The 26,970-nt window shown below is 66.4% G+C and carries 25 protein-coding genes; 14 read left to right on the top strand and 11 right to left on the bottom strand.

The features are described from left to right. Positions 1–50 precede the first annotated feature (50 nt). From ACV229_RS12740 to ACV229_RS12725, 4 genes are all read left to right on the top strand, one after another. Entirely contained in the window at positions 51–1,202 is a 1,152-nt protein-coding gene (locus ACV229_RS12740) for a glycosyltransferase family 4 protein (protein WP_448083514.1), read from the top strand. Beyond that, entirely contained in the window at positions 1,203–3,248 is a 2,046-nt protein-coding gene (locus tag ACV229_RS12735) for a capsular polysaccharide biosynthesis protein (protein WP_448083482.1), read from the top strand. A 41-nt stretch (positions 3,249–3,289) separates the two neighbouring features. Next, positions 3,290–4,723: a mannose-1-phosphate guanylyltransferase/mannose-6-phosphate isomerase gene (locus tag ACV229_RS12730; RefSeq protein ID WP_448083481.1), complete on the top strand. Its 1,434-nt coding sequence runs from the start codon at positions 3,290–3,292 to the stop codon at positions 4,721–4,723. Between the two features lie 127 nt (positions 4,724–4,850). Beyond that, complete coding sequence (locus ACV229_RS12725) at positions 4,851–5,591, top strand: sulfotransferase domain-containing protein (RefSeq protein WP_448083480.1); 741 nt, start codon at positions 4,851–4,853, stop codon at positions 5,589–5,591. Here the strand turns inward: ACV229_RS12725 and ACV229_RS12720 are convergent. Then, on the bottom strand, positions 5,588–5,869 hold the full coding sequence (locus ACV229_RS12720; protein ID WP_448083479.1) for a hypothetical protein: 282 nt from the start codon (positions 5,867–5,869) through the stop codon (positions 5,588–5,590). The genes ACV229_RS12725 and ACV229_RS12720 overlap by 4 nt on opposite strands. A gap of 110 nt (positions 5,870–5,979) precedes the next feature. Between ACV229_RS12720 and ACV229_RS12715 the strand changes: the two genes are divergently transcribed. Continuing rightward, positions 5,980–6,792 carry a mechanosensitive ion channel family protein gene (locus ACV229_RS12715; RefSeq protein ID WP_448083478.1) on the top strand — a complete coding sequence of 271 codons (813 nt, stop codon included), beginning with the start codon at positions 5,980–5,982 and terminating at the stop codon, positions 6,790–6,792. A 78-nt stretch (positions 6,793–6,870) separates the two neighbouring features. Here the strand turns inward: ACV229_RS12715 and ACV229_RS12710 are convergent, their stop codons facing one another. After that, positions 6,871–7,554, bottom strand: coding sequence for a DedA family protein (locus ACV229_RS12710; RefSeq protein WP_448083477.1), 684 nt, complete (start codon positions 7,552–7,554; stop codon positions 6,871–6,873). A 185-nt stretch (positions 7,555–7,739) separates the two neighbouring features. On the opposite strand from ACV229_RS12710, the gene mutL reads away from it, so the two are divergent. Together mutL and miaA are read left to right on the top strand one after the other, a co-directional pair. Next, entirely contained in the window at positions 7,740–9,725 is a 1,986-nt protein-coding gene (gene mutL / locus ACV229_RS12705; protein WP_448083476.1) for a DNA mismatch repair endonuclease MutL, read from the top strand. Next, positions 9,722–10,696: a tRNA (adenosine(37)-N6)-dimethylallyltransferase MiaA gene (gene miaA, locus ACV229_RS12700; protein ID WP_448083475.1), complete on the top strand. Its 975-nt coding sequence runs from the start codon at positions 9,722–9,724 to the stop codon at positions 10,694–10,696. The genes mutL and miaA overlap by 4 nt, the downstream gene beginning before the upstream one ends. A gap of 172 nt (positions 10,697–10,868) precedes the next feature. On the opposite strand, the gene purM is transcribed toward miaA, so the two are convergent. Further along, the gene (purM, locus tag ACV229_RS12695; RefSeq protein ID WP_448083474.1) at positions 10,869–11,924 is read right to left on the bottom strand and encodes a phosphoribosylformylglycinamidine cyclo-ligase; all 1,056 of its coding nucleotides are present in this window, start codon (positions 11,922–11,924) and stop codon (positions 10,869–10,871) included. Between the two features lie 229 nt (positions 11,925–12,153). Here purM and hda point away from each other — a divergent pair, with 229 nt between their 5' ends. From hda to panB, 6 genes are read left to right on the top strand one after another with little or no spacing between them, the layout of a single operon-like run. Next, complete coding sequence (hda, locus tag ACV229_RS12690) at positions 12,154–12,894, top strand: DnaA regulatory inactivator Hda (protein ID WP_448083473.1); 741 nt, start codon at positions 12,154–12,156, stop codon at positions 12,892–12,894. A gap of 11 nt (positions 12,895–12,905) precedes the next feature. Then, entirely contained in the window at positions 12,906–13,583 is a 678-nt protein-coding gene (locus tag ACV229_RS12685) for a histidinol-phosphatase (RefSeq protein WP_448083472.1), read from the top strand. 5 nt (positions 13,584–13,588) lie between these two features. After that, positions 13,589–15,124 carry a polynucleotide adenylyltransferase PcnB gene (gene pcnB / locus ACV229_RS12680; protein WP_448083471.1) on the top strand — a complete coding sequence of 512 codons (1,536 nt, stop codon included), beginning with the start codon at positions 13,589–13,591 and terminating at the stop codon, positions 15,122–15,124. Positions 15,125–15,159: 35 nt separating this feature from the next. Further along, on the top strand, positions 15,160–15,714 hold the full coding sequence (gene folK / locus ACV229_RS12675; RefSeq protein WP_448083470.1) for a 2-amino-4-hydroxy-6-hydroxymethyldihydropteridine diphosphokinase: 555 nt from the start codon (positions 15,160–15,162) through the stop codon (positions 15,712–15,714). After that, the gene (locus ACV229_RS12670; RefSeq protein ID WP_448083469.1) at positions 15,711–16,397 is read left to right on the top strand and encodes a deoxynucleoside kinase; all 687 of its coding nucleotides are present in this window, start codon (positions 15,711–15,713) and stop codon (positions 16,395–16,397) included. Before folK ends, ACV229_RS12670 begins: the two co-directional genes overlap by 4 nt. Before the next feature lie 40 nt (positions 16,398–16,437). Then, on the top strand, positions 16,438–17,253 hold the full coding sequence (gene panB, locus ACV229_RS12665) for a 3-methyl-2-oxobutanoate hydroxymethyltransferase (RefSeq protein WP_448083468.1): 816 nt from the start codon (positions 16,438–16,440) through the stop codon (positions 17,251–17,253). Positions 17,254–17,366: 113 nt separating this feature from the next. On the opposite strand, the gene ACV229_RS12660 is transcribed toward panB, so the two are convergent. The 5 genes from ACV229_RS12660 to grpE form a co-directional block, all read right to left on the bottom strand. Continuing rightward, positions 17,367–19,259, bottom strand: coding sequence for a chorismate-binding protein (locus ACV229_RS12660; RefSeq protein ID WP_448083467.1), 1,893 nt, complete (start codon positions 19,257–19,259; stop codon positions 17,367–17,369). 4 nt (positions 19,260–19,263) lie between these two features. Further along, the gene (gene dnaJ / locus ACV229_RS12655) at positions 19,264–20,397 is read right to left on the bottom strand and encodes a molecular chaperone DnaJ (protein WP_448083466.1); all 1,134 of its coding nucleotides are present in this window, start codon (positions 20,395–20,397) and stop codon (positions 19,264–19,266) included. Positions 20,398–20,655: 258 nt separating this feature from the next. Beyond that, a complete protein-coding gene (gene dnaK / locus ACV229_RS12650) occupies positions 20,656–22,605 on the bottom strand; it encodes a molecular chaperone DnaK (protein ID WP_448083465.1) in 1,950 nt (649 codons plus the stop codon). A 147-nt stretch (positions 22,606–22,752) separates the two neighbouring features. Next, positions 22,753–23,160, bottom strand: a complete 408-nt coding sequence (locus ACV229_RS12645; RefSeq protein WP_448083464.1) for a thioredoxin family protein — start codon at positions 23,158–23,160, stop codon at positions 22,753–22,755. Positions 23,161–23,170: 10 nt separating this feature from the next. Then, complete coding sequence (gene grpE / locus ACV229_RS12640) at positions 23,171–23,716, bottom strand: nucleotide exchange factor GrpE (protein WP_448083463.1); 546 nt, start codon at positions 23,714–23,716, stop codon at positions 23,171–23,173. 353 nt (positions 23,717–24,069) lie between these two features. On the opposite strand from grpE, the gene ACV229_RS12635 reads away from it, so the two are divergent. Continuing rightward, complete coding sequence (locus ACV229_RS12635) at positions 24,070–24,231, top strand: hypothetical protein (RefSeq protein WP_448077981.1); 162 nt, start codon at positions 24,070–24,072, stop codon at positions 24,229–24,231. Here the strand turns inward: ACV229_RS12635 and ACV229_RS12630 are convergent. The 3 genes from ACV229_RS12630 to hrcA all read right to left on the bottom strand — a co-directional run bounded on the left by ACV229_RS12630 (position 24,203) and on the right by hrcA (position 26,907). Further along, complete coding sequence (locus ACV229_RS12630) at positions 24,203–24,610, bottom strand: RNA-binding S4 domain-containing protein (RefSeq protein ID WP_448083462.1); 408 nt, start codon at positions 24,608–24,610, stop codon at positions 24,203–24,205. The two genes, ACV229_RS12635 and ACV229_RS12630, sit on opposite strands and share 29 nt — an antisense overlap. Before the next feature lie 84 nt (positions 24,611–24,694). Then, positions 24,695–25,759, bottom strand: a complete 1,065-nt coding sequence (gene hemH, locus ACV229_RS12625) for a ferrochelatase (RefSeq protein ID WP_448083461.1) — start codon at positions 25,757–25,759, stop codon at positions 24,695–24,697. 125 nt (positions 25,760–25,884) lie between these two features. After that, the gene (gene hrcA, locus ACV229_RS12620) at positions 25,885–26,907 is read right to left on the bottom strand and encodes a heat-inducible transcriptional repressor HrcA (RefSeq protein ID WP_448083460.1); all 1,023 of its coding nucleotides are present in this window, start codon (positions 26,905–26,907) and stop codon (positions 25,885–25,887) included. Positions 26,908–26,970 lie beyond the last annotated feature (63 nt).

Genomic DNA, 26,970 nt, shown 5'->3' with positions numbered 1-26,970 from the left:
CCATCGCCACTCGCATACGCCACATCCTGTCACGAAAAATTATTTTACCCGTGTTAAACGTATTCTTGGATGTATCCCGGCTCCTGTCTCGTCTGGCCAAAGGACAATTACCAACGGGCGTGGATCGCGTCGGGCTCGCCTACGCGGAGCGCTACCACGCCGACGCGCGTGCGGTACTCAGCGATTTCGGATTTCCAAAGATTCTGTCTGAGCGGAACTCGCGCCGGATATTCAGCCTGCTGCTCGAATCACCCGCGCCCTCCAAGGCACGGATACGCGCGCAATCGGTTTGCGGCCTATTGACACCCGCGGGCGGCACCTTCGACAAAACCGTTCTCTTGCATACTAGCCACAACGGTATGGAACGGCCGCGCTACTACCAAGCCATGAGACGTCGCGGCATTCGGTCAGTCTTCATGATCCATGACTTGATACCGATCACCCATGCCGAATACTGCCGCCCTGGTGTTGGCGTAGCCCATCGTGCGCGCATCCATACCGCACTACGCCATGCCGACGGCCTCATCATGAACTCACAGGACACACTCGATGCGCTAACCGAAGAAGCGCATCGCGCAGACCTGTCGTTGCCACCTACGGTCGTCGCCCGTCTGGCGCCGGGAATCGGCTCACGCAGCAGTGCGCCGAGCCCGCTCAATCATCCCTACTTCGTCATGCTCGGCACCATCGAGCCACGCAAGAATCACTGGTTCATGCTGCATGTGTGGCGCAGGCTCGTCGAACTGCACGGTGCGGCGGCACCGAAGCTCGTCGTCATCGGGCGGCGCGGGTGGGAATGCGAGAACGTGATCGACATGCTCGACCGTTGCTCGAGCCTGCGCGGCGTGGTGATCGAGGAAGCGGACTGCTCCGACGATCGGCTCCACGTTTGGCTGCAGCATGCGCGCGCACTGCTTTTCCCATCGTTTGTCGAAGGCTACGGCATGCCGCTCGTGGAAGCGCTCGCCTTGCGCGTACCGGTGCTCGCCAGCGACCTCGGCGTATTTCACGAAATCGCCACGGATTTCCCCGACTATCTCGATCCACTCGACGGCCCCGGCTGGCTCGCTCGTATCGAGGCCTACAGCCGGGCAGATTGCAATGAGCGCGACGCACAGCTCGCACGCATCGAGGGCTTTCGCGAGCCCACGTGGGCCGAACACTTCGACCACGTCGATCGTTTCCTGGAAACACTGCACTAAATGAGCGATCCGGCGCGCCAGTACCCGGGTCTGCGTGACTCGGCATTCGATCTGCGCGGCATCACGCGCGGATCGCGCCTTTTCAGCTGGCTGATGCGCCGGTCGAATTACCTCTGGACCGACAAGTGCACGGGGCGGCTCATGCTGCGCCTCGCGCGAGCTGCAGGGTTGCGCGCCCATGCAGCTTCGCCGGGACCGCTGTTGGCGCGCCGCGGCCGACGTATGCCGCTGCCGTCATGGTTCGTCGTGCCTTGCGCTGAAGCCGGGCCATGGACGCTTTCCGATGCAATCAACAAGGCACTTGAGGCCGACCGCGCAGCAGGCACATCGCCCCACATCGCGAAGCTAATGAAGCGCGTGCTCGACACCCACGCGCTAGATCCGGGACACCGCACGCCGCGTTGCCTGCCGGCTCTGCTGGAACCGCATCGCGCCGAGCGGGTGCTGCTGATCGACGAACGCATGCGATCGGTGCGCGCTGGCGCATCGGTGCGCCAGCGACGAAAGTCGTTCGAAAGGATGATCGAGACCGCGCGCGCCGCGCATCCTGGCGCCCAGTTCTGGATCGCACGCACTGGCGAGTCCGGCACCGGCCACTGGCTCTCGTCGCTGGTGCATACGTTGCCGCCCGACACGCAGTGCGTCGGCGAGGAGTATTCGCTGTGCGCCGCGCTGCGCCGCGTCGATCATGTTTATACGGTAACGGCGCTAGAAGGCATGTACGCATTGCTGGCGGGCGTTCCGGTCCATACATTCGGTGCGCCATATTACGCGGGTTGGGGACTCACGAGCGACCATGGTGTGATGCGTGGCCGCACCATGCGCCCCACTCTGGCCGCACTTTTCGATATTGTCTTCTTGCGCCTCGCGCGTTATCTCGACCCGTCAACGTATGCGCCGGGCAACCTTGATGCGTCGCTCGACAGCATCGAATTGCAGCGCGCAATCGCAGATCGGTTCGCCGATCTACGCGAGGTGGCCGGTGTACGTTTTCAGTGGTGGAAGCGCCCGTTCGCCACGCCGTTTCTCACGGCCGGCGGCGGTGCACTGCGCTGGACGCGCGAGCCCGGCTCACTGCGCCCCGGTGAATGCGCGGCACTTTGGGGCGCACGCAGCGCGGACGGTCTGCCCGAAGGCGTACGTCACGTGAGGATAGAGGACGGCTTTCTCCACTCGACCGGGCTCGGCTCGGACATGATCGCTCCACGCAGCCAGGTGGTTGACACGCGCGGCCTGTATTTCGACGCGAGCCGTCCGAGCGACCTGACGGTCCTGTTGAATGAAACGGCATTCAGCGAAGAAGAGCTGGCTCGCGCCGCCACGTTACGCGCACAGATCGTCCGGTTCGGCTTGACCAAATACAACCTGGGCCGGCGCAAACCGACATGGCAAGCGCCGCCCGGAAAACGAGTCGCACTGGTTCCGGGCCAGGTGGCCGACGACGCTTCCATTCGCCTCGGCACGCGTGCGATTTCCACAGCCGACGCGCTGCTGCGCGAAGTGCGCGCACGCCGCCCTGACGCTTACATCGTCTACAAGCCGCACCCGGACGTCCTTTCCGGCAACCGGAGCGGTCTCGTCGATGCCGAGCGGCTCGCCGACGTTGTCGACATCGACTCGGATCTGATTTCGCTGATCGACGCTGCAGATGAAGTGCACACGCTGTCGTCGCTCGCCGGCTTCGACGCGCTGCTGCGCGGCAAGACGGTATTCACGTACGGATTGCCGTTTTACGCAGGCTGGGGCCTCACGCACGACGCGGTCGCGCCCATCCCGTGGAGAAAGCGCAGTCTGTCGCTCGACATGCTCACGGCTGGAGTGCTGCTGCGCTACCCGATTTACTGGGACTGGCGCCTACAGCTTTTCACGACGCCGGAATCGGTGATTCACCAGCTCGCACCGCTCGCGGCGCGCCCGCTCGCGCGGGTAAGCGCCGACCGTGCGCGGTCCTTCTTGAAGGTCGCGCGCTGGAGCCGCAATGCAACGCATCACCTGTCTTGGCGTTGGCAACAAACCATGAAGAAAGGGGCTCGCGAAGCGTCGTGAGCCTGTCACAAAACTGATATCTTGACCCGGGGATTACAACCATGAACATTTATCCGGTAGTTCTGTGTGGCGGTAGCGGCACCCGCCTTTGGCCGATGTCGCGCGGCGGCTATCCGAAGCAATACCTGAAGCTAACGGGCGATCAGACGCTCGTCCAGCAGACGGCCGTCCGCCTTCAGCACATTCCCGGCGCCACGGCACCCATCGTCGTCACGAACAACGAGCAACGCTTCCTCGTCGCCGAGCAACTGCGACAGGTAGGCATCAAGCCGTCGTCGATTGTGCTCGAACCTGTCGGCCGCAATACGGCGCCTGCCATTGCGGTCGCGGCGCTGCTCGCGCTGCGCGAGTCGCCCGAAGCGCTGCTGCTTGTCCTGCCGTCCGATCACGTAATTCTGAACGAAAAGGCCTTTGTGGCAGCGGCGCTGGATGCGGCAGCGATCGCTGGCGACCAACGTCTTGTGACTTTCGGAATCCCGCCGACCGAAGCGCACACGGGCTACGGCTACATCCGGCGCGGCACGCCGATCGCGGACGGCAAGCAGGTCTATTCGGTCGACGCATTTGTCGAAAAGCCGGACGCTCCGACAGCTGAGCGGTTTCTCGCGGACGGCGACTACTACTGGAACAGCGGCGTGTTCATGCTCAAGGCGTCCACATACCTTGACGAGCTGCAGCATCACGCACCCGACATCGCGCACCAAGCCGAGGCTGCGCTGTCGGGGGCGACGCGCGACAGCGACTTCGTCCGACTGAACAACGACTCCTTCTCCGCTTGCCCGAACATCTCGATCGATTACGCGGTAATGGAGAAGACGGACCGCGCGGCCGTCGTCGCCGCGGCCGACCTGGGTTGGAACGACATCGGCTCATGGACGGCGCTGGCCGATATTGCGAGCCCGGACGCGCACGGCAATGCGCTTATCGGCGATGTGTTCGTGGATTCGGTCGGCAGTTCCTACATCCGTGCAGAGCACAGGATGGTCGCCGCGATCGGCCTAGAGAACGTGGTGATCGTCGAAACGGCCGACGCCGTGCTCGTCGCGCATCGCGAGAAGGCGCAGGACGTGAAGAAGGTCGTCGAGTGGCTGAACGCATCGGGCCGTCACGAGTCGGTCACGCACCGGCGCGTCGTTCGTCCGTGGGGCTCGTACGAGGGCATCGACCAAGGCGATCGATTCCAAGTGAAGCGCATCATCGTGAGCCCAGGCGAAAAGCTCAGCCTGCAGATGCATCACCACCGAGCGGAGCACTGGATCGTCGTGAAGGGTACGGCGCTTGTCACGAACGGCGACAACGAAATCCTGCTGACGGAAAATCAGTCGACCTACATCCCGCTCGGCGCGACGCACCGCCTGAGCAACCCCGGCAAGATTCCGCTCGAGTTGATCGAGGTGCAGTCGGGTGCATATCTCGGAGAGGATGATATCGTACGGTTCGAGGACACGTACGGTCGAGCCCCAGCGGCAAGATAACCGGTACCGCAGTCCCTACCCGGGAGCGAAAGGGCCGACGGCATACGTTGACGGCCCTTCTTTCGGCGGCTGCGTGGCGGTGTTCTCGAGGACAACGCTGTCACTGTGAGAAAGAGTTGAGGAGCAAATGCGCATTGGTGTTATAAGTTCTCCCAGAAGTGGAAATAGTTGGGTAAGGTCAGTTCTCGCAAGCAGCCTCGATCTGCTAGAGATTGCAGTACACAACTATCTAGACGCACCGCAGGACCTGCCGCCACGATGCGCATTTCAGCTTCACTGGTATCGGGAGCCCAATTTTCAGCGATATCTCATCGAGAACCAATTCAAGACGCTGGTGATTGCTCGGCACCCGTTGGACATCTTGCTGTCGGCCCTGCAATTCATTCGCCACGATCCCACACCCAGTCAGTGGCTAATGGGAAATGCAGAGATTCCGCCCGAGTTGCCCGGTCAGTCGCCGACTTCGGACGCGTTCATGGATTACGCGTTGAGTTGGGGTGCCGAGAATCTGTTGTCTGTAACTTATCAATGGTGGCACGACGAGAAGTCCATCCGAGTCAAATACGAAGATCTGGTCGATTCGCCGAATAAAAATTTCGACAAGCTGATTTACGCTCTTTCCGGTGAGGCGGTTGGGTCCAGGGTCGACGAAGCGCTGGAACGCTTCAGCTTGACGTATTTCCGTTCGTTGCCGAATCGACATGGATGGCAAGGGCGACCAGGATTATGGCGCCATCTCATTCCAGCAAGAGAGGCGAGCGCTATCTATAAGCGGCATCGTCGTTTCTTTGACACCCTTGGCTACGAGGTGCCGTGGACGTGGACGTCTCGCCAGGAAGCGGTGCTTAACTGGGAATCGTTAAGCTAATCTTCGCGCGCCCCGCCCCTTCCGAATCGAAGCATCGCCGTGCGCCCGTCGCCTCCGATGACGGCCACTTCGAGCGCACCGCGGCCGCCTCGCTCATCAGCATCAGGCTTGGCCGCTTCATTCCGCTTCTCAAGCTTCAAATCCGTACGACCGAACAGCTTGAGCATGTCGCTTTGCGCAACGTACGCATCTCCTCCGCCGAGCATCGCGATGCGATCGAATGTCACGAGATACGTCGGGCCGTTCCGGCACTGAACGTCGATAGCATGAATCTCCATCTCGAAGTCACCGCTGTCTCCCGGTTGCCCCACCCTCACTTGTCGCGGTATAAGAAACGCGGCGCATCGTCTCGCGCGCGACTCTCTTACTTCTTCCTTCCGGAGAACGTATGTTCGATATCGCTACCGCCCAGCAATTCCTGATGACACGCGGCCTCGACTTCGGCCTCAACCTCGTCGCAGCCATCGCCCTGTGGTTCGTCGGCCGCTGGGCGATCCGCATCGGCACCCGCCTGCTCGGCAAGATCGTGCAGCGCAGCGGCAAGGTCGACCCCACGCTCGCCGACTACCTGACCTCCGTCGTCAGCGTGCTGCTGACGATCCTGCTGATCCTCGCGATCCTGCAGATCTTCGGCGTGCAGACCACGTCGTTCGCCGCGCTGCTTGCCGGCCTCGGCCTCGCGATCGGCACGGCCTGGGGCGGCCTGCTCGCGCATTTCGCAGCCGGCGTGTTCATGCAGGTGCTGCGCCCGTTCAAGATCGGCGACGTGATCAATGCGGGCGGCGTCACCGGCACGGTGAAGGAACTGGGCCTGTTCGGCACGACGATCATCACGCCGGACAACATCGTGACGATCGTCGGCAACAACAAGATCTTCTCGGACAACATCGCGAACTACAGCGCGACGTCATACCGCCGCGTCGACCTGACCGCGAAAATCGCGAACGGCGTCGACGCGGTCGACGCGATCAACCGCCTGAAGGAATCGGTGCAGAAGATCCCGAATGTGCTGGCCAATCCGGCGCCGGACGTCGGCGTGCTGCAGTTCACGCCGGAAGGCCCGCTCCTGTTCGTGCGCCCGTCCACGCAGCCGGCGAACTACTGGCAGGTGTACTGCGACACCAACCGCGCGATCCTCGACACGTTCCGCGACGCGCAATACCCGACGCCCGAAACGCCGATCTCGCATCGCACCGCCTGACGGCGCGACGCACACCACAGGCGAAAAAAAAACGTGGCATCGCAGCCACGCTTTTTTTGCTTCAACGACCGGCCGATATCAACGCCCGCCCGTCTTCTGCACATCGTTCGACCGGCGGCCGCGCACGATCTTCCACACCGCACCGAACGCAACCGGCACGATCGCCGCGCCGATCCCGGCCAGCACGATCACGTTCAGGTACTGGCGGATGAACGGGATGTTGCCGAAGAAATAGCCGAGCAGCACGAGCAGCAGCACCCAGAACAGCGCACCGAGCACGTTGAACAACTGGAAGCGCGCAACGCTCATCGACGACGCGCCCGCGACGAACGGCGCGAAAGTCCGCACGACGGGGATGAAGCGCGCGAGCACGATCGTCTTGCCGCCGTGCTTGTCGTAGAACGAGTGGGTCTTCTGCAGCGCCGCGCGGTCGAGGAAGCGCTCGAGCACCGGGATATGCGTGTTGAACACCTTCGGGCCGATCCACCGGCCGATCAGGTAATTGACCGTGTTGCCGCCGATCGCCGCGACGAGGAGCAGCACGATCAGCGCGCCGACGTTCATTTCACCGGTCGCTGCAAACGCGCCGCCGATGAACAGCAGCGAATCGCCCGGCAGGAACGGAAACACGACAAGACCCGTCTCGCAGAACACGATCAGGAACAGCACCAGATACACCCAGGCGCCGTACTGCCGGATGAAATCGCCCAGGAATGCGTCGATATGCAGGACGAGATTGACGAAGTGAAGCAGCGTATCCAAATGCGGTTCCTTCAGGGCAAGCAGGCCAGTCACGGCCAAAAGGGCGGAAACAGGGCTGACGCGCCCGCCCGGCCAGGGTGGCGCGTGAGACGCAGTCATCATACCGAAACTACCTTAAGGCTCCGTGAAAAAACGTAACGGATCGACAGCCCGGCGCAAGTCGGCCGCCTCGCTATAATTCGGCCATGTCCGAATTCACCGAAACGGCCGCGGGCGCCACGCCCGCCCCTGCCCCGCGCCCGCTGCGCGCGATCCAGCCCCTGCCCGACCAGCTGATCAGCCAGATCGCCGCGGGCGAGGTCGTCGAACGCCCGGCGTCGGTCGTCAAGGAACTGCTCGAGAACGCGCTCGACGCCGGCGCGAACACGCTGCGAATCGTGCTCGACGAAGGCGGCGTCAAGCGCATCTCGATCACCGACGACGGCTGCGGGATCCCGCCCGGCGAGCTGCCGCTCGCGCTGATGCGCCACGCGACGAGCAAGATCCGCTCGCTCGCGGAGCTCGAAGCGGTCGCGACGCTCGGGTTCCGCGGCGAAGCGCTCGCGTCGATCGCGTCGGTCGCCGAGATGTTCATCACGAGCCGCACCGCCGACGCGTCGCACGCGACGCGGATCGACGCGCAGACTGGCGTGCTCGCGCCGGCTGCCGGCGCGGTCGGCACGACGATCGAGGTGCGCGAGCTGTACTTCAACACGCCCGCGCGCCGCAAGTTCCTGAAGAGCGAGCAGACGGAATTCGGCCACTGCCTGGAAATGATCCGCCGCGCGGCGCTGGCCCGGCCCGACGTCGCGATCTCGGTGCTGCACAACGGCAAGGCTGTCGAGCACTGGAACGCGACCGAGCCCGCGCAGCGCGTCGCGAAGATTCTCGGCGACGGTTTCGCGACCGCGCACCTGCCGCTCGACGAACGCGCCGGACCACTGGCCGTCTACGGCTGCGCGGGCCTGCCGACCGCGAGTCGCGGCCGCGCCGATCAGCAGTATTTCTTCGTGAACGGGCGCTTCGTACGCGACAAGCTGCTGACGCACGCGGTGCGTGCCGCCTACGAGGACGTGCTGCACGGCGACCGCTACCCGTCCTATGTGCTGTTCCTCGACCTGCCGCCCGAGGCGGTCGACGTGAACGTGCACCCGTCGAAGATCGAAGTCCGGTTCCGCGATTCGCGCTCGATCCACCAGTACGTATTCCATGCAGTGCAGCGTGCGCTCGCGCGCCACGCGGGCGCGTCGCCCGAAACCACCGCGGGCGGCCATGCCGCGCACATCGAAGCCACGCCGGGCCCCGCATCGTTCCAGAGCACGCCGCTCGGCCAGGCCGGCGGCAGCATCGGCGGCGGTCTTCCGCACGCGGCGTCTGCGTCGTCATCGCCGGCGCAAGGCAACACCTGGCTGCGCCAGGCACGCATGACGCAAGGCACGCTGCCCGTCGCGCAGCCGCTCGCGCTCTACGACGCGCTGTTCGGCCGCAAGGACAGCGGCGCGGGCACGCCGGCCGGCGCGACGACGGTCGCGCACGATGCAGCCGACGCGTCCGTCGCGCCGCCGCCGGGTTTCGCCGCGCCGACGCTCGCGCACACGGCGCACGACGACCAGCCGCTCGGTTTCGCGCTCGGCCAGATCCACGGCATCTACGTGCTCGCGCAGAACGCGCACGGGCTCGTGATCGTCGACATGCATGCGGCGCACGAGCGGATCCTGTACGAACAGTTCAAGAACGCGCTCGCCGACCGCTCGGTCGCCGTGCAGGCGCTGCTGCTGCCGGTGTCGATGAATGCGACGCCGGTCGAGATCGGCACCGTCGAAGAGGAGCGCGAGACGCTCGAATCGCTCGGCTTCGACCTCGCGGTGCTGTCGCCGACGACGCTCGCGATCCGCGCGGTGCCGGCGCTCCTGAAGGATGCAGACCTGCAGGCGCTCGCGCGCGCGGTGCTCGCCGACCTGCATGCGTTCGGCGGCTCGCGCGTGCTCACCGAACGGCAGCACGAACTGCTCGGCACGCTCGCGTGCCATCACGCGGTGCGCGCGAACCGGCGCCTCACGCTCGACGAGATGAACGCGCTGCTGCGCCAGATGGAGGCGACCGAACGCGCGGACCAGTGCAATCACGGCCGGCCGACGTGGTATCAGCTCACGCTCGCCGATCTCGACCGCCTGTTCATGCGTGGCCAATGAGCGTGTCGCAGCCTTCCCTCCCGACGACGATCGCGTGCCTGCTCGGCCCCACCGCGTCCGGCAAGACGGCCGCGGCGCTGGCGCTCGCTGCGCGCCGGCCGATCGAGATCGTCAGCGTCGATTCGGCGCTGGTCTATCGCGACATGGATATCGGCACCGCGAAGCCGACCCGCGACGAACGCGCGCGCGTGCCGCACCACCTGATCGACATCATCGACCCGGCGGACGCCTACTCGGCGGCCGAATTCCGTGCGGACACGCTGCGCCTGATCGGCGAGATCGCCGCGCGCGGCCACACACCGCTGCTCGCGGGCGGCACGATGATGTACTACAAGGCGTTGACGCAGGGGCTGAACGACCTGCCGGGCGCCGACGCAGCGGTGCGCGCCGAACTCGATGCGGACGCCGCGCGCGACGGCTGGCCGGCGCTCCATGCACGGCTCGCACAGGTTGACCCGCAAACGGCCGCGCGCCTCGCGCCAAACGATTCGCAGCGCATCCAGCGCGCGCTCGAAATCTTCCTGCTGAGCGGACAGCCGATGTCGGCACTGCTCGCCGCGCCGCCGCGCGCGGACGACGAAGCGGCCCGCTACCGCTTCGTGCCGGTCGCGCTCGAGCCGTCCGACCGCGCGGTGCTGCACGCGCGGATCGCGCAGCGCTTCGACGCGATGCTCGATGCGGGCTTCATCGACGAAGTCGAGCGGCTGCGCCGCCGCGACGACCTCCATCTGGGCCTGCCGTCGATGCGCTGCGTCGGCTACCGGCAGGCGTGGGAGTTCCTCGACGGCGCGACCGACTATCGGACGATGCGCGACAAGGGCATCTTCGCGACGCGCCAGCTGTGCAAGCGCCAGCTCACGTGGCTGCGCGCGATGCCGGAGCGGATTGTCGTCGACTGCGTCGCGCCCGGCTCGACGGCGCAGGCGGTAGATGCGCTCGAACGCGTGCTCGACGGCCACATGACGGACTGATCCACGCGCCGGTTCGCGACGAGCCAGGTTTCCACCAGGTCGCGGATCGCGCGTTCGTCCCCGCTCATCGTCGTCCCTCCTTCGCCCGTGTCGCGCGCGCGGCGCGGCAGAAAAAAAACCGCCCGGATCGACTCCGGGCGGCTTTCGATGACATCGTCCTGCTAACGGCGCGTCAGACCACGACCGTCTGCGCCTCGCCTTCGCGGGTCGCGCGCACGGTGCCGATCTTCCACACCTGCTCGCCGGCTGCCGTCAGCTGGCGGACTGCCTCGTCGGCGTCCGCCGCCGACACGATCACGGCCATGCCGATCCCGCAGTTGAACACGCGGTGCATTTCCGCGTCGGCGACGCCGCCGTGCTCCTGCAGCCACTGGAACAGCGGCGGCAGCGGCCAGGCCTTCTGGTCGAGCTCGGCGGTCAGGCCTTCGCGCAGCACGCGCGGAATGTTCTCGACGAGGCCGCCGCCCGTGATGTGCGCCATGCCCTTCACCGCGATCTTTTCCATCAGCGCGAGGAGCGGCTTCACGTAGATGCGGGTCGGCGCCATCAGCGTGTCCGCGAGCGAGCGGCCGTGGAAATCGGCCGACAGGTCCGGGTTCGCGCGCTCGATGATCTTGCGCACGAGCGAGAAGCCGTTCGAGTGAATGCCGCTCGATGCGAGGCCCAGCACCACGTCGCCCTCGGCGATCGTGCTGCCGTCGATGATCTTGCTCTTCTCGACCGCGCCGACCGCAAAGCCGGCCAGGTCGTATTCGCCGTCCGGGTACATGCCCGGCATCTCGGCGGTCTCGCCGCCGATCAGCGCGCAGCCCGACAGCTCGCAGCCCTGCGCGATGCCCTTGACGACGGTTGCCGCCGTGTCGACGTCGAGCTTGCCGCACGCGAAGTAGTCGAGAAAGAACAGCGGCTCGGCACCCTGCACGAGGATGTCGTTCACGCTCATCGCGACGAGATCCTGGCCGACCGTATCGTGTTTGTTCAGATGAAAGGCAAGCTTGAGCTTCGTGCCGACGCCGTCGGTGCCCGACACGAGCACCGGCTCGCGATACTTCTTCGGCACTTCGAACAGCGCGCCGAACCCGCCGATGCCGCCGAGCACGCCGTCGCGCAGGGTTTTCTTCGCAAAGGGCTTGATCTTGTCGACGAGCGCGTCGCCCGCGTCGATGTCGACGCCTGCGTCGCGATAGGACAGACCTTGAGCGTCAGGAGCGGATTTCGGAGGATTCATGGGGGAATGCAAGAAGGTCGGTAAAATGCGATTTTACCCGAAGCCGGCCGCGCGGCCGGAATTCCCCGCATCGAATCGTCAGGGATTGCATCTTGGCCAACACGTCCCCGTTTTCTTCGCCACGCGAACCGCACCGCAGCCGCGGCGCCGTCGTGCGCGCGGACGGCGCGCAAGCCTTCCCCGGCGCGAGCCCGGCCTTCGGTACGCTCGACCCCAACCGCTCCGCATCGTGACTGCTTCCCGTCAACTGACGCTCGATCTCGGCACGCCGCCACCCGCCACGTTCGACAACTTCATCACGGGCGAGGAGAACGGCGAGCTCGTCACTCGGCTGCAGAAGCTCGACCTCGCGCTCGCGGCAGGCCCCGTGCCGGACCGGTCGTTCTACATCTGGGGCGAGCCCGGCAGCGGCCGCAGCCACCTGCTGCAGGCGCTCGTGAGCGACGCATCGTACGGCTACGCGCGCTATCTCACGCCGCAGAGCCCGCTCGGCGCGTTCACGTTCGACCCGCGCATCGGCATCTACGCGATCGACGACTGCGACCGGATGAGCGACACGCAGCAGGTCGCGCTGTTCAACCTGTTCAACGAGGTCCGCGCGCATCCGTCGAGCGCGTTCGTCGCGGCGGGCCCCGCGGCGCCGCTCGCGCTCGACGTCCGCGAGGACCTGCGCACGCGCCTCGGCTGGGGGCTCGTGTTCCACCTGTCGCCGCCGTCCGACGCCGGCAAGATCGCCGTACTGAAGCTCGCGGCGAAGGAGCGCGGGATCGCGCTCACCGACGACATCGCGGCTTACCTGCTCACCCATTTCCGCCGTGACATGCCGAGCCTGATGGCGCTGCTCGACGCGCTCGACCGTTTCTCGCTCGAGCAGAAGCGCGCCGTCACGCTGCCGCTGTTGCGCCGGATGCTGGCCCGCCCCGGTGACGACATCGCGCCGCCGGGCACGGGTCCGAACCGCTTCGAGTAAAATGCGCTTCCATGACTAATCTGGCACTCTTTGACCTCGATCACACGCTGATCCCGACCGATAGCGACCACGAATGGGGCCGCTTCATGGTGAAGCTCGGCATCGTCGACGCAGACAGCTTCTCGCGTCAGAACGACCAGTTCTTCGCCGACTACAAGGCGGGCAAGCTCGACATCCACGCGTACCTGACCGCGATGCTCACGCCGCTCGCGAAGTATTCGCGCACGCAGCTGGCCGAATGGCACGAGCAGTACATGCACGAGGTGATCCGCCCCGCGATGCTGCCCGCCGCGCTCGAACTCGTGCGCGAGCACCTCGATGCGGGCGACCTGTGCTGCATCGTCACCGCGACCAACGAATTCATCACGCGGCCGATCGCGACCGCGTTCGGCGTCGACACGCTGATCGCGTGCGAGGTCGAGACGACGGACGGTCACCCCGATTCGCCGTACACGGGCCGGCCGACCGGCACGCCGAGCTACCGCGAGGGCAAGATCGTCCGCACCGAAGCGTGGCTCGCGTCGCTCGGCAAGCACTGGGACGACTTCGAGCGCAGCTACTTCTACAGCGATTCGCACAACGACATCCCGCTGCTCGAAAAAGTCAGCGACCCGATCGCGACCAACCCTGACGACACGCTGCGCGCGCATGCAAGCGACCGCGGCTGGCGCATCCTGGATCTCTTCTGAACGTCGTGATCAAGAAACTCATCCGCAAGCTGCTCGGCCAGGACGACGCCGCGCAGCCCGAAGCCGAAACCGACACCGCGGCCGTCCCGAACGCACCGGCCGCCCCGCGTGCCGCGAAAGGCGCACGCGCCGCCGCGAAGAAGCCGCGCAATCACGAACCGACCATCGTGCCCGCGAACGTGCACGGCATCGATCCCGCGCTGATCTCGAAGAACGCGGTGCGCGTGACCGACACGCTGCAACAGGCGGGCTTCCGCGCGTTCATCGTCGGCGGCGCGGTCCGCGACCTGCTGCTCGGCATCGCGCCGAAGGACTTCGACGTCGCGACCGACGCGACGCCGACCGAGGTGCAGCGCCTGTTCCGCCGCGCGCGCCTGATCGGCCGCCGCTTCCAGATCGTCCACGTGCAGTTCGGCCAGGAGCTGATCGAAGTGTCGACGTTCCGCGCGCTCGTCGATGCGCCGCAGGAACCTGCAGCGCACGCCGAACCGCCGAAGCGCCTGAAGCGCGACGAACTCGACCGCCGCACGCACGCGGTCGACGCGAGCGGCCGCGTGCTGCGCGACAACGTGTGGGGCGAACAGCACGAAGACGCCGCGCGCCGCGACTTCACGATCAACGCGATGTACTACGATCCGTCGACGCAGACGGTGCTCGACTACCACGACGGGATGGCCGACATGCGCGCCCGCCTGCTGCGGATGATCGGCGACCCGGCCACGCGCTACCGCGAGGATCCGGTGCGGATGCTGCGCGTGGTGCGCTTCGCGGCGAAGCTCGGCTTCGACATCGAGCCGCATACGCGCGAGCCGATCAAGGCGCTCGCCGACCTGATCAACAACGTGCCCGCCGCACGCCTGTTCGACGAGATGCTGAAGCTGCTGCTGTCCGGCCACGCGCTCGCGTGCCTGAAGCAGTTGCGCAACGAAGGCCTGCATCACGGGCTGCTGCCGCTGCTCGACGTCGTGCTCGAGCAGCCGCAGGGCGAGAAGTTCATCACGCTCGCGCTGAACAACACCGACGCGCGCGTGCGCGCCGGCAAGCCCGTGTCGCCGGGCTTCCTGTTCGCGACGCTGCTGTGGCACGACATGCGCCAGCGCTTCGAGCAGTACACGGCCGAAGGCGAATTCCCGGTGCCCGCGCTGCATCGCGCGATGGACGACGTGCTCGACATGCAGACCGAGAAGCTCGCGATCCACAAGCGCTTCTCGGCCGACATGCGCGAGATCTGGGGGCTGCAGCTGCGCCTCGAGAAACGCTCGGGCCGCGGCGCGCTGCGCCTGCTGGAACACCAAAGATTTAGAGCGGGGTATGATTTCCTCCTGTTACGCTGCGAATCCGGCGAGCTGGACCCGGTCGTCGCGCAGTGGTGGACGGATTTCATCGAAGGCGACGCGGCCGCCCGCGAGGCATTGCTCACGCAGGGCGGAAGCAAGGAAAAATCGCCCCGCAAGCGGCGCCGCCGCGGCGGTGCGAGGAATCGCAAGCCGGACGAAGGCGTCGAGCAGGCGCCGGGTGCCCCGGGCGGTTCGGAAGACTGACGCGCTCGCCGGCGAACGACGTAGGAAGTGATGCCATGACGGTTGCATATCTCGGCCTGGGGGCGAATCTCGGCGATGCACGCCAGACGCTGAAGGACGCGGTGGTGTGTCTCGCCCAGCAGCGCACCATCATGATTCTCGACAAGTCGAGCCTGTATCGCACCGCCCCGATCGACGCGGGCGGCGACGACTACTACAACTGCGTCGTCAAGATCGACACCACGCTCGCCGCGCGCGAGCTGCTCGCCCTCTGCCAGAAGATCGAGAATCACTTCGGGCGCGAGCGCCCGTACCGCAACGCGCCGCGCACGCTCGACGTCGACATCCTGCTGTTCGGCACCGACTCGATCGACGAACCCGACCTGATCGTGCCGCACCCGCGGCTGACCGATCGCGCGTTCGCGCTCGTGCCGCTCGTCGAGATCGACCCGGCGCTCGACATTCCGGCGCGCGGCCGTGCCGAGGCGTTCCTCGCCGCGGTCGCGAGCCAGCGCATCGAGAAGGTCCAGACCTGCCAGTGCCTGCTGCAGAAGGCGCTGGCCGCCAGCGCGGACAGCGCCGCCGGTGCCGACAAGGGCCGCTGCCGATGAACCCGACACCGCTGACCGTCACCGCGCCCGATCTGCGCGCACCGCACCGCTATCTCGTGATCGAAGGCCCGATCGGCGTCGGCAAGACGACGCTCGCGGGCCTGCTCGCGGAGCGCTGGTCGATGCAGACACTGCTCGAGCGCCCGCAGGACAACCCGTTTCTCGAACGCTTCTATCGCGACACCGCGCGCTACGCGCTGCCGACGCAACTGTCGTTCGCGCTGCAGCGCGCGCAGCAGGCACGCGAACTGATCGGCGCACTGGAAACGGGCCGGCCGGTCGTGACCGACTTCATGCCGCAGAAGAACGAGATCTTCGCGCGGCTGAACCTGCCTGACGACGAGTGGCAGCTGTACCGCGCGCTGTCGGCGCACGTGGAATTGCCGCAGGCGCCCACGCCCGATCTCGTCGTGTACCTGCAGGCGAGCCCCGAAGTGCTGTTCGCGCGGATCCAGAAGCGCGGGCTGCCGATGGAGCTGCAGATCAGCGACGCGTACCTGCGCGCGCTCGTCGACGCATACAACGAATTCTTCTATCACTACGACCGCACGCCGGTGCTGACGGTCGCCGCGGAACATCTGAACCCGCTGGAATCCCCCGAAGACCTCGCGTTGCTGATCGAGCGCATCGAAACGATGCGCGGCCGCAAGGAATTCTTCGTCAAGGGCGAGACGACGCGCTGACGCGTCCCGCCGCTTCTTCACCCATCGAACGGGATTTCCCATGACCTATCTCCAGGAATCGAGTCGGCCTGCCGTGACGGTGCCCAAGCTGCAGGCAATGCGCGACGCCGGCGAGAAGATCGCGATGCTGACCTGCTACGACGCGAGCTTCGCCGCGCTGCTCGACAGTGCGGGCACCGACGTGCTGCTGATCGGCGATTCGCTCGGCAACGTGCTGCAGGGCCACACGACCACGCTGCCCGTCACGCTCGACGACATCGCGTACCACACCGCATGCGTCGCGCGCACGCAGCCGCGCGCGCTCGTCGTCGCGGATCTGCCGTTCGGCACGTACGGCACGCCGGCCGACGCGTTCGCGAGCTCGGTCAAGCTGATGCGCGCGGGCGCGCAGATGGTCAAGCTCGAAGGCGGCGTATGGCTCGCCGACACCGTGCGCTTCCTCGTCGAGCGCTCGGTGCCCGTGTGTGCGCACGTCGGCCTCACGCCGCAGTCGGTGCATGCGTTCGGCGGCTTCAAGGTGCAGGGCAAGACCGAGGCCGGCGCCGCGCAGCTGCTGCGCGACGCGCGCGCGATCGAGGACGCGGGTGCGCAGCTCGTGGTGCTCGAAGCCGTGCCGACGCTCGTCGCGTCGGAAGTCACACACATGCTGAAGATCCCGACGATCGGCATCGGCGCGGGCGCCGACTGCTCCGGGCAGGTGCTCGTGCTGCACGACATGCTCGGCATCTTCCCCGGCAAGCGGCCGCGGTTCGTGAAGGATTTCATGCAGGGCCAGCCGAACATCCATGCGGCCGTCGAAGCCTATGTGCGCGCGGTGAAGGACGGCACGTTCCCCGGGCCGGAGCATTCGTTCTGACAGGAGACCGGCGGTTCGCCGCCGGCTCGCGGACATGAAAAAGCGCGGCGCCCTTTGCGGGGCGCCGCGCTATTTTCATGCGGTCGTTGCGGCGCGATGCCCGCGCCGGCCGGTCACTTCAGCACCGCGTCGAGCGCGCCGCGCAGCGCGTTGGTCAGCAGCAGCGCTTGCGCGCGCGCCAGGTCGGCGCGCGTCACGACACGCTCCACCGCACCGAACGACGGATCGTCGAGCAGCACGCCACGCATCACGCCCGGCAGCACGCCGCACGACAATGGTGGCGTCACCCATTGGCCGTCGAGCTTCACGAACAGGTTCGAGCGTCCGCCTTCCGTCACTTCGCCGCGCGCGTTGACGAACAGCATGTCGAAGCAGCCGAGCGCCTCCGCGCCCTGCCACGCGCGATCGAAGTCGGCGCGGCGGGTCGTCTTGTGCAGCAGCAGCGCGTCGTCGGCATGCGTCGGTGCGAACCCGTGGTCGGCGGCAAGCAGCACGCCCACCGGGCCCGCGGGCAGCGGCTTGAGCGGTGCGGCCGTGATCTCGACCGTGCCGTTCTTCGCCAGCGCGAGCTTCATCCGGTACGGGCCGTCGCCGTCGAGCGCCGCGCAGCGCGTATCGATCTCGCGGCGCAGCGCCGCCGCATCGAAGCGGAACCCGAACGCATCCGCGCTGCGTTGCAGCCGCGCGAGGTGGCGCTCGAGATGGCGAATGCCGTCCGCGCGCGTCGCGCAGGTCGTTTCGAACAACTGGAAGCCGGGATCGGCATCGGTCAGGAATTGCGCCTTCAATTCGCACTCCGCATATTCGTCGGCCGCGACGCTGTCGAGGACGATACCCGCACCGACGCCCATCGTGCCGGTATGCCGTGCGCCCGCGGCGGTTGCGCTTATGCTGGCCGCCTCATCGCCGGCCGCACCTAAGCCGGCCGCCCCGACCGTCAACGTGCGGATCGCGACCGACAGGCAAAAATCGCCGCAGCCAGCCGCAGGCGCGCGCGGCGCGTCGAGCCAGCCGATTGCTCCCGTATAGAGCCCGCGCGGCGTCGATTCGATCGCATCGATCAACTGCATCGTCTTGTGCTTCGGCGCGCCGGTGATCGAGCCGCACGGAAACAGCGCGCGCAGCATGTCGGCGAACGTCGTGCCGCCGCGCCAGCCGGCCTCGACGGTGGACGTCATCTGCCACACCGACGCATACGGCTCGACCGAGAACAGCGCGGGCACCTTGACCGTGCCCGTGCGCGCGATCCGCGACACGTCGTTGCGCAGCAGATCGACGATCATCACGTTCTCGGCGCGATTCTTCGGGTCGCTCGCGAGGAACGCGGCCGCTTCGGCATCGCGCTGCGGGTCGTCCGAACGCGGCGCGGTGCCCTTCATCGGCCGCGCGCGCAGCACGTCGCCGTGCTTTTCGACGAACAGCTCGGGCGAACACGACACGACCCACGCGCCGTCCGGCAGCGCGATCAGCGCGCCATAACGCACCGGCTGGCGCGCGCGCAGGCGCCGGTACAGCGCGAGCGGCGTGCCGAACACGTCGAAATGGAGCCGGTACGTGTAATTGACCTGATACGAATCGCCCGCGCACAACGCATCGTGCACGGCCGAGATCGCCGTATCGAATGCATCGCGCGTCACGCTCTTCGTCACATGCGCGACGCCCGCGATCGACGGCGCAGCCGCGCCGCCGTCGCGTTCCGCGAGCCACGCGTCGACTTCGTCGCGCGACAGGTGCTCGCAGCGCGCGAACAGCAAAAAGCGCAGCGGGGCCTTGCCCGGCTGCGCCCATTGCAGATTGCGCCCGAATTCGTAGTCGCCGACGACGACCGCGTGCAGCCCGTCCCGCAGATCCTGCGCCAGTGCCGCGTCGACGTCGTCGAGCCGGGCGGGGTCGGTGCACACCCGTTCATGCACGAAGCCCGTGTACAAGCGACTCGACCGCGCGGACGCGGTCGAGTCGCAATCGTCCAAGAGCGCGAACGGCGCGCTCTCGCTGCCTTCAATCATGCCGTCACTCGAAGAAGCTCTTCACGCGGTCGAACCAGCTCTTGCTCTGCGGGCTGTGGCGCGCACCGCCTTCGGCCAGCGACTTCTCGAACTGCTTGAGCAGGTCGCGCTGATGGTCGGTCAGCTTCACGGGCGTCTCGACCTGCACGTGCACGTACAGATCGCCCGCGATGCTCGAACGCAGCCCCTTGATGCCCTTGCCGCGCAGGCGGAACGTCTTGCCTGACTGCGTGCCTTCCGGCACCGGGAACGTCGCGCGGCCGGCCAGCGTCGGCACCTCGATCTCGCCGCCGAGCGCGGCGGTCGTGAACGGGATCGGCATCTGGCAATGCAGGTCGTCGCCGTCGCGCTCGAACACCGAGTGCGGCTTGATGTGGATCTCGACGTACAGGTCGCCCGGCGGCCCGCCGTTGATGCCCGGCTCGCCGTTGCCGGCCGAGCGGATCCGCATGCCGTCGTCGATCCCGGCCGGGATCTTCACTTCGAGCGTCTTGGTTTCCTTCACCTTGCCCGAACCGTGGCAGTGCGCGCACGGATCCGGAATGTAGGTGCCGCTGCCATGACACTTCGGGCAGGTCTGCTGGATGCTGAAGAAGCCCTGCGACATGCGCACCGTGCCCTGGCCGTGACAGGTCGGGCAGGTCTCGGGCTTGGTGCCCGGCTTCGCGCCCGAACCGTGACAGACCTCGCACGACACCCAGCTCGGCACGCGGATCTGCGTGTCGTAGCCGTGCGCGGCCTGCTCGAGCGTGATTTCCATGCTGTAGCGCAGGTCCGCGCCGCGATACACCTGCGGGCCGCCCCGGCCGCCGCGGCCGCCCGCCGCCGCCTGGCCGAAGATGTCGCCGAAGATGTCGCCGAACGCGTCGGCAAAGCCGCCGAAGCCCTGTGCGCCCGCACCGCCCATGTTCGGATCGACACCCGCGTGGCCGTACTGGTCGTACGCGGCCCGCTTCTGGCCATCCGACAGCATTTCATAGGCTTCCTTCACCTCCTTGAAATGCTCTTCCGCATCCTTGTTGTCCGGATTGCGGTCAGGGTGATACTTCATCGCAAGCTTGCGATATGCCTTCTTGATTTCGTCGTCGCTCGCATTCTTCGCGACGCCCAGAACCTCGTAGTAATCCCGTTTCGCCATATCGATTCACTGCCGTCCGCGCCTGATGCACGCGGCGGCTCCTTTCGCTCGCAGTAAAGTCTCGCGACTCGTCTGGCGTTGCGGCGCCCGTCCAGGGACGGCACACGCAGCGCCCGCCAAAAAACAAATGTGCCCGGAGGGCCGCGAAGCCCGCCAGGCGTAGAGTCGATCCGGCCATCCGGAAGGAAAGACAGACCGCTTGTCAGCCGCGCCGCGCGCGGCATTCGCGCGCGGCGTGCGGTGCTGTTGCAACCCGGCTCAGTCCTTCTTCACTTCCTTGAACTCGGCGTCGACGACGTCGTCGGCAGCCTGCTGTGCGCCGCCCGCGTGGGCCGCGCCTTCCTCTGCGCCCGCCGCGCCGGCCGCACCAGCCTGGGCCTGCATGTCGGCGTACATCTTCTCACCGAGCTTCTGCGAGGCCGTCGCCACGGCTTCGACCTTCGCATCGATCGTGGCCTTGTCGCTCGAGGTGCTCTTCAGCACGTCCTCGAGTTCCTTCAGCGCAGCCTCGATCTTCTCCTTCTCGCCCGCGTCCAGCTTGTCGCCGTACTCGGTCAGCGCCTTCTTCGTGCTGTGGACGAGCGCGTCGCCCTGGTTGCGCGCATCGGCCAGCTCGCGCAGCTTGTGATCTTCCGCCGCGTTCGCTTCCGCGTCCTTGATCATCTGGTCGATCTCGGCTTCGGACAGGCCCGAGTTCGCCTTGATCGTGATCTTGTTTTCCTTGCCGGTCGCCTTGTCCTTCGCGGCGACGTGCAGGATGCCGTTCGCGTCGATGTCGAAGGTCACTTCGATCTGCGGCACGCCGCGCGGTGCGGGCGGGATGCCTTCCAGGTTGAACTCGCCGAGCAGCTTGTTGCCGGCTGCCATCTCGCGCTCGCCCTGGAACACCTTGATCGTCACGGCGCCCTGGTTGTCGTCCGCCGTCGAGTACACCTGGGCGTGCTTCGTCGGGATCGTCGTGTTCTTGTTGATCATCTTCGTCATCACGCCACCGAGCGTCTCGATGCCGAGCGACAGCGGGGTCACGTCGAGCAGCAGCACGTCCTTGCGGTCGCCCGACAGCACCTGGCCCTGGATCGCCGCGCCGACGGCAACGGCTTCGTCCGGGTTCACGTCACGGCGCGGATCCTTGCCGAAGAATTCCTTCACCTTCTCCATGACCTTCGGCATGCGGGTCTGGCCGCCGACCAGGATCACGTCGTCGATGTCCGACACCTTGACGCCCGCATCCTTGATCGCGATGCGGCACGGCTCGATCGTGCGCTCGACCAGGTCCTCGACCAGCGCTTCCAGCTTTGCGCGGGTGATCTTCAGGTTCAAGTGCTTCGGGCCCGAAGCGTCGGCCGTGATGTACGGCAGGTTGATTTCGGTCTGCTGGCTCGACGACAGCTCGATCTTCGCCTTTTCAGCGGCTTCCTTCAGGCGCTGCAGCGCGAGCACGTCCTTCGACAGGTCGACGCCCTGCTCCTTCTTGAACTCGCCGATGATGTAGTCGATGATGCGCTGGTCGAAGTCCTCGCCGCCGAGGAACGTGTCGCCGTTGGTCGACAGCACTTCGAACTGCATCTCGCCGTCGACGTCCGCGATCTCGATGATCGAAATGTCGAACGTGCCGCCGCCGAGGTCATAGACGGCGATCTTGCGGTCGCCCTTCTCGACCTTGTCGAGGCCGAACGCAAGTGCGGCCGCGGTCGGCTCGTTGATGATCCGCTTGACTTCGAGCCCCGCGATGCGGCCCGCGTCCTTCGTCGCCTGGCGCTGGCTGTCGTTGAAGTACGCCGGCACCGTGATCACGGCTTCCGTGACCGGCTCGCCGAGGTAGTCTTCGGCCGTCTTCTTCATCTTGCGCAGCACTTCCGCCGACACTTGCGGCGGCGCGAGCTTCTCGCCATGCGCCTCGACCCACGCGTCGCCGTTGTCCGCCTTGACGATCGAGTACGGCATCAGGCCGATGTCCTTCTGCACTTCCTTCTCTTCGAAGCGGCGGCCGATCAGGCGCTTGACCGCGAAGAGCGTGTTTCTCGGGTTCGTCACCGATTGACGCTTGGCCGGCGCGCCGACGAGCACTTCGTTGTCGTCCATGTAGGCGATGATCGACGGCGTGGTGCGTGCGCCTTCCGAGTTCTCGATAACCTTGACCTGGTTGCCTTCCATGATCGCGACGCACGAGTTCGTGGTGCCGAGGTCAATACCGATGATCTTTCCCATTTTTTCCTAATCTCCAGAAATCCTTGATTGCTGCGCGAAACCGGCCATTTTGCGGCCGTTTCGCGCGCCGAATTCAACTCTGTTCCCGAAATAAGTCCGACCGCGCCGTTTTCAAGACCCGACAAGCGATGCGGCTATTAAATTTTTTCAATCGGCCGCCGGCCCCGGATGGGCGGGCGCACCGATCTTCCGCCGCGCGGCGGCCACGGCCGCCTCGAACTGCGCGAGCCCGTGCCAGCCGGTCGCGCGGCCGAGCCGCCTGCCGCGGTGAAAGAAGAACCACGTCGGCACGCCGTGCAGCCCGAAGCGGCGCCCGAGCGCCGGGTGTTCGTACACGTTGCTATGGAACCACTTGAGATCCAGCGCACGGATCGCGCCCGGCTGAGCCAGCATCGCCTTCTTCGCGATCTCGCAGTTGAAGCAGTCGACGCCCCAGAAGAACACGACCGCGAGCGCGTCGCCGGCGCCCGCGAGACCGGCGTCGAACGTGTCGGCAGACAAGGCCTGCATGCCGAACACGTCGAATGCGGCCGGATCGACGCCGGCGGCGGACATGACGGCGGCCTTACTTCGGTTGCGCGACCGTCACGAGCGCCGGGCGCAGCACGCGGTCGGCAATCGTGTAGCCCTTTTGCAGCACGGCGACGACGGTGTTCGGCTCCTGCTCGGCCGGCACCATCGAGATCGCCTGGTGCTGGTGCGGGTCGAACTTCTCGCCGACCGGGTTGATCGCGACGACGCGGCCCTTCTCGAGCGCGTTCGTCAGCTGGCGCAGCGTCAGCTCGACGCCTTCGCGCACCTTCGCGAGGTCGCCGGACGTGTCGCCGACCGCCGCCTCGAGGCTGTCCAGCACCGGCAGCAGATGCTCGGCAAAGCTTTCGATCGCGAACTTGTGCGCCTTCGCGACGTCGTCCTGCGCACGGCGGCGCACGTTCTCGGTTTCGGCCTTCGCCCGCAGGAAGCTTTCCTGCAGCTCGGCGACCTTGGCTTGAGCCTCGGCGAGCGCCGCTTCGGCGGCAACGGCGGCCGGCGCTGCGCCTTGCGCTGCCTGCGTCTCGCTGCCGATGTCTTCGGCCGATTGGGTAGCCGGGTTCTCTTGCGTGTTTTCCATGTCGCTGAAAGTCGATTAGAGGTTGAAGCCAAATCGGCAACCGTCGGATGAAAGCCCGGCGGCACCGCACATTGCTGGTGCAGATAAGGTTGAAAACTACAATTTCAAGAGGGTTATTCGCGCGCATTCGCCAGCGCCGCGAAACAACCGCGCCGCCTGCCGGTGCAACGCCCGCACGCCCCGCCGGCCGGGCGAAACGGCCTGTAACAACGCTTACCTGGCAAGTACTAGCTCGCCTCCGGGGGCTGAACTACACTGCAACACAGGCGTCGGAGAAGCTCGTTTACCCTGACCTGACCGCCGCCCGACATCCACCTGGCGCTGTTTTCACCCGTCTTCTCGAGGGGAGTACCGTGAAACTGACCTTTGCCATATCGGTGGTCGCGCTGGTACTCATTGCCGGCACTACCACCATCTGCCTTTCCGGGGCGGTCACCGACCGCACGACCGAGTACGGGAGCGTACAGGCGACGTTCGACCAGATGTTCAGCTCCCACCAGAAAATCTGTCGATGATGCGGCGGTCGCGTTTCGTTGGCCGGCCGTGCAGTTCGGCCGCCGGCTCGCGGTACGCTCGACGCCGCTCCTGTTCGGCGAGCCGCGTGGCCCGCCCGGATTCCGTCTCCGCATAAAGGGTCTGCGCAACGCTCGCCGGCCCGCGCACGTCGCACACGCCCAGCACGGCAATGTGCCAGACGATGCCGTCGATCGCAATCTCGACCATGTCGCCGACGCGCACTTCCTTGGCCGGCTTGACCGGCGCGCCGCCGATCCGCACCCGGCCCTTGTCGACCGCGTCGGCCGCGAGCGAGCGCGTCTTGAAGAACCGTGCGGCCCACAGCCACTTGTCGATGCGCAGCTTCGCACCCGGTTCCATGGAAATCTTGTAGTTCATGTCAGCCTCCGCCGGGCCGCCCCGAGGGGGCTGACCGCCCCCTCGGGGGACAGCGAACGGAGCAAGCGTGGGGGTCGTTTCATTTCAGCCTACCGTTTCCGGCTGCGCCGCCTTGACCGGCCAGCCCTGCAGATTTTCCGCGACGATCTCGCCCAGCGCGCCGATCCATGCGTGCGCGCCGTTCAGGCACGGAATCCGATGGAACGCCTTGCCGCCGCCGGCGATGAATTCGTCGCGCACCTCCATCCCGATTTCCTCGATCGTCTCCAGGCAGTCGGCCGTAAAGCCCGGACAGAACACGTCCGTGCGCCGCACGCCCGCCTCGCCGAGTTCGCGCAGCGTTGGCGCGGTGTACGGCTGCAGCCACTCGGCCTTGCCGAAACGGGACTGGAACGTCACGCGGCATTCGATCGTCGACAGCCCGAGCGCCGTCATCAGCAGCGCGGCCGTCTGCTGGCACTGGTCGTGATATGGATCGCCGAGGTCGAGCGTGCGCTTCGGCACGCCGTGGAAGCTCAGCACGAGCTTGTCGCCGGCCGCGAAATCGGGCCGGCCATGCTGCGCCCAGTACTGGCGCACCTGCTCGGCGAGCGCGTGGATATACGCCGGATGGTCGGCGTATTGGCGCACGGTGCGGACTTCCGGCTGGTTGCGGACGCGCGCGAGCGCGGCGAACGCGGCGTCGAACGCCGTCGCGGTCGTCGACGCCGAGTATTGCGGATACATCGGCATCAGCAGCACCCGCTCGACGCCCGCGCGCTTCAGTTGCGCGAGCACCTGCGGAATGCTCGGGCTGCCGTAGCGCATCGCGTAATCGACGAGCACGTGGTAGCCGTTCGACGCGAGCAGGTGCCGCACGCCTTCGACCTGGCGCTCGGTGTGCACGCGCAGCGGCGAGCCTTCGGGCATCCAGACGGCCGCGTACTTCTTCGCGGACGCGCGGCCGTGCAGCGGCAGGATGACCGTGCGCAGCAGGATCTGCCAGACCGCCTGCGGGATTTCGACGACGCGGGGATCGGACAGGAATTCGGCGAGGTAGCGCCGGACCGCGCGCGGCGTCGGCGCGTCGGGCGTGCCGAGATTGATCAGCAGCACCGCGATGCGATGGGCGGCGGCGACGCTCGATGGCGGCTCAAGATCGAAGCGCATAAAGAGAACGTGCTCGGGGCACGGAACCGGACGGCTTTCAATTATAGCGGGCCGTCCCGGCCGGGGTAGCTGGCCGTTCGGCCGATTGCGGCGCGCACCGCGCCGCGTCAAGATGGCTGGACCGGTTATTGCTGGCTGAGCGTCAGCGACAGCAGCCGCGCGGTGATGTCGACGATCGGGATCACCCGGTTGTACGCCATGCGGGTCGGTCCGATCACGCCGAGCGTGCCGACGATCTTGCCGTTGACCTCGTAAGGCGCGGTGACGACGCTCATTTCCTCGATCGGCACGAGCGTCGATTCGCCGCCGATGAAGATCTGCACGCCCTGGGCGTGGCTCGACACGTCGAGCAATTGCAGGAGGCCCGTCTTGTGGTCGAACACGTCGAACAGCTTGCGCAGCCGCGCCATGTCGGACGACAGGTCCGCCACCTCGAGCAGGTTGCGTTCGCCGGAAATGAGCACCGTGTCTTCCGTATCCGGCACCTCGGTGCTCGCGGTCACGGCCGCATGCATCAGCGCGGTCATGTCGCCGCGCAGCTGGTCGATCTCGTCGCGCAGGCGGCGCCGCACCTCGTCGAACGACAGGCCGGCGAAATGCGCGTTGATGTAGTTGGACGCCTCGGTCAGCTGCGACGGCGAGTAGTCGCGCGGGGTCGCGAGCATCCGGTTCTGCACGTCGCCCTCGGGGGTGACGATGATCAGCAGGATGCGCTTGTCGGACAGGCGCATGAACTCGATCTGCTTGAACACGTGGCTGCGGCGCGGCGTCAGCACGACGCCGGCGAACTGCGACAGGTTCGACAGCACGCTCGCCGCGGCCGCGACCACCTTCTGCTGCGGCTCGCCGGCCTGCAGCGTGGTCTGCACCTGGCGGGTGACCGCATCGGCGTCGATCGGCGCATCGACCGTCAGCATCGTGTCGACGAACAGCCGATAGCCGCGCGGGGTCGGCACGCGGCCGGCCGACGTGTGCGGGCTCGAGACGAGGCCGAGCTCCTCCAGGTCGGACATCACGTTGCGGATCGTCGCCGGGCTCAGCTCGAGCCCGGAATAACGGGACAACGTGCGCGATCCGACCGGCTGACCGTCGGCGATATACCGTTCGATCAGGGTTTTCAGGAGGGTTCGTGCGCGAGGATCTAGCATGGTGGAAAATTTTAGCGCAACCGCGCGACTGCGGCGAGTGGCCGCGGACAGTGCCCGAACGGG

It is taken from the genome of Burkholderia sp. MR1-5-21 (assembly GCF_053427715.1).
The sequence above is the reverse complement of the archived record's forward strand: the minus strand, read 5'-3'. Positions and strand labels throughout refer to the sequence as shown.

Coding starts and splice junctions, on each gene's coding strand:
- panB (WP_448083468.1), top strand. CDS start 16,438: ATGACCTATCTCCAGGAATCGAGTCGGCCTGCCGTGACGGTGCCCAAG.
- ACV229_RS12630 (WP_448083462.1), bottom strand. CDS start 24,610: ATGAACTACAAGATTTCCATGGAACCGGGTGCGAAGCTGCGCATCGAC.
- miaA (WP_448083475.1), top strand. CDS start 9,722: ATGAGCGTGTCGCAGCCTTCCCTCCCGACGACGATCGCGTGCCTGCTC.
- ACV229_RS12685 (WP_448083472.1), top strand. CDS start 12,906: ATGACTAATCTGGCACTCTTTGACCTCGATCACACGCTGATCCCGACC.
- mutL (WP_448083476.1), top strand. CDS start 7,740: ATGTCCGAATTCACCGAAACGGCCGCGGGCGCCACGCCCGCCCCTGCC.
- ACV229_RS12645 (WP_448083464.1), bottom strand. CDS start 23,160: ATGTCCGCCGCCGGCGTCGATCCGGCCGCATTCGACGTGTTCGGCATG.
- dnaK (WP_448083465.1), bottom strand. CDS start 22,605: ATGGGAAAGATCATCGGTATTGACCTCGGCACCACGAACTCGTGCGTC.
- ACV229_RS12735 (WP_448083482.1), top strand. CDS start 1,203: ATGAGCGATCCGGCGCGCCAGTACCCGGGTCTGCGTGACTCGGCATTC.
- hemH (WP_448083461.1), bottom strand. CDS start 25,759: ATGCGCTTCGATCTTGAGCCGCCATCGAGCGTCGCCGCCGCCCATCGC.
- folK (WP_448083470.1), top strand. CDS start 15,160: ATGACGGTTGCATATCTCGGCCTGGGGGCGAATCTCGGCGATGCACGC.
- ACV229_RS12715 (WP_448083478.1), top strand. CDS start 5,980: ATGTTCGATATCGCTACCGCCCAGCAATTCCTGATGACACGCGGCCTC.
- purM (WP_448083474.1), bottom strand. CDS start 11,924: ATGAATCCTCCGAAATCCGCTCCTGACGCTCAAGGTCTGTCCTATCGC.
- ACV229_RS12730 (WP_448083481.1), top strand. CDS start 3,290: ATGAACATTTATCCGGTAGTTCTGTGTGGCGGTAGCGGCACCCGCCTT.
- ACV229_RS12670 (WP_448083469.1), top strand. CDS start 15,711: ATGAACCCGACACCGCTGACCGTCACCGCGCCCGATCTGCGCGCACCG.
- ACV229_RS12660 (WP_448083467.1), bottom strand. CDS start 19,259: ATGATTGAAGGCAGCGAGAGCGCGCCGTTCGCGCTCTTGGACGATTGC.
- dnaJ (WP_448083466.1), bottom strand. CDS start 20,397: ATGGCGAAACGGGATTACTACGAGGTTCTGGGCGTCGCGAAGAATGCG.
- grpE (WP_448083463.1), bottom strand. CDS start 23,716: ATGGAAAACACGCAAGAGAACCCGGCTACCCAATCGGCCGAAGACATC.
- hrcA (WP_448083460.1), bottom strand. CDS start 26,907: ATGCTAGATCCTCGCGCACGAACCCTCCTGAAAACCCTGATCGAACGG.
- ACV229_RS12725 (WP_448083480.1), top strand. CDS start 4,851: ATGCGCATTGGTGTTATAAGTTCTCCCAGAAGTGGAAATAGTTGGGTA.
- ACV229_RS12720 (WP_448083479.1), bottom strand. CDS start 5,869: ATGGAGATTCATGCTATCGACGTTCAGTGCCGGAACGGCCCGACGTAT.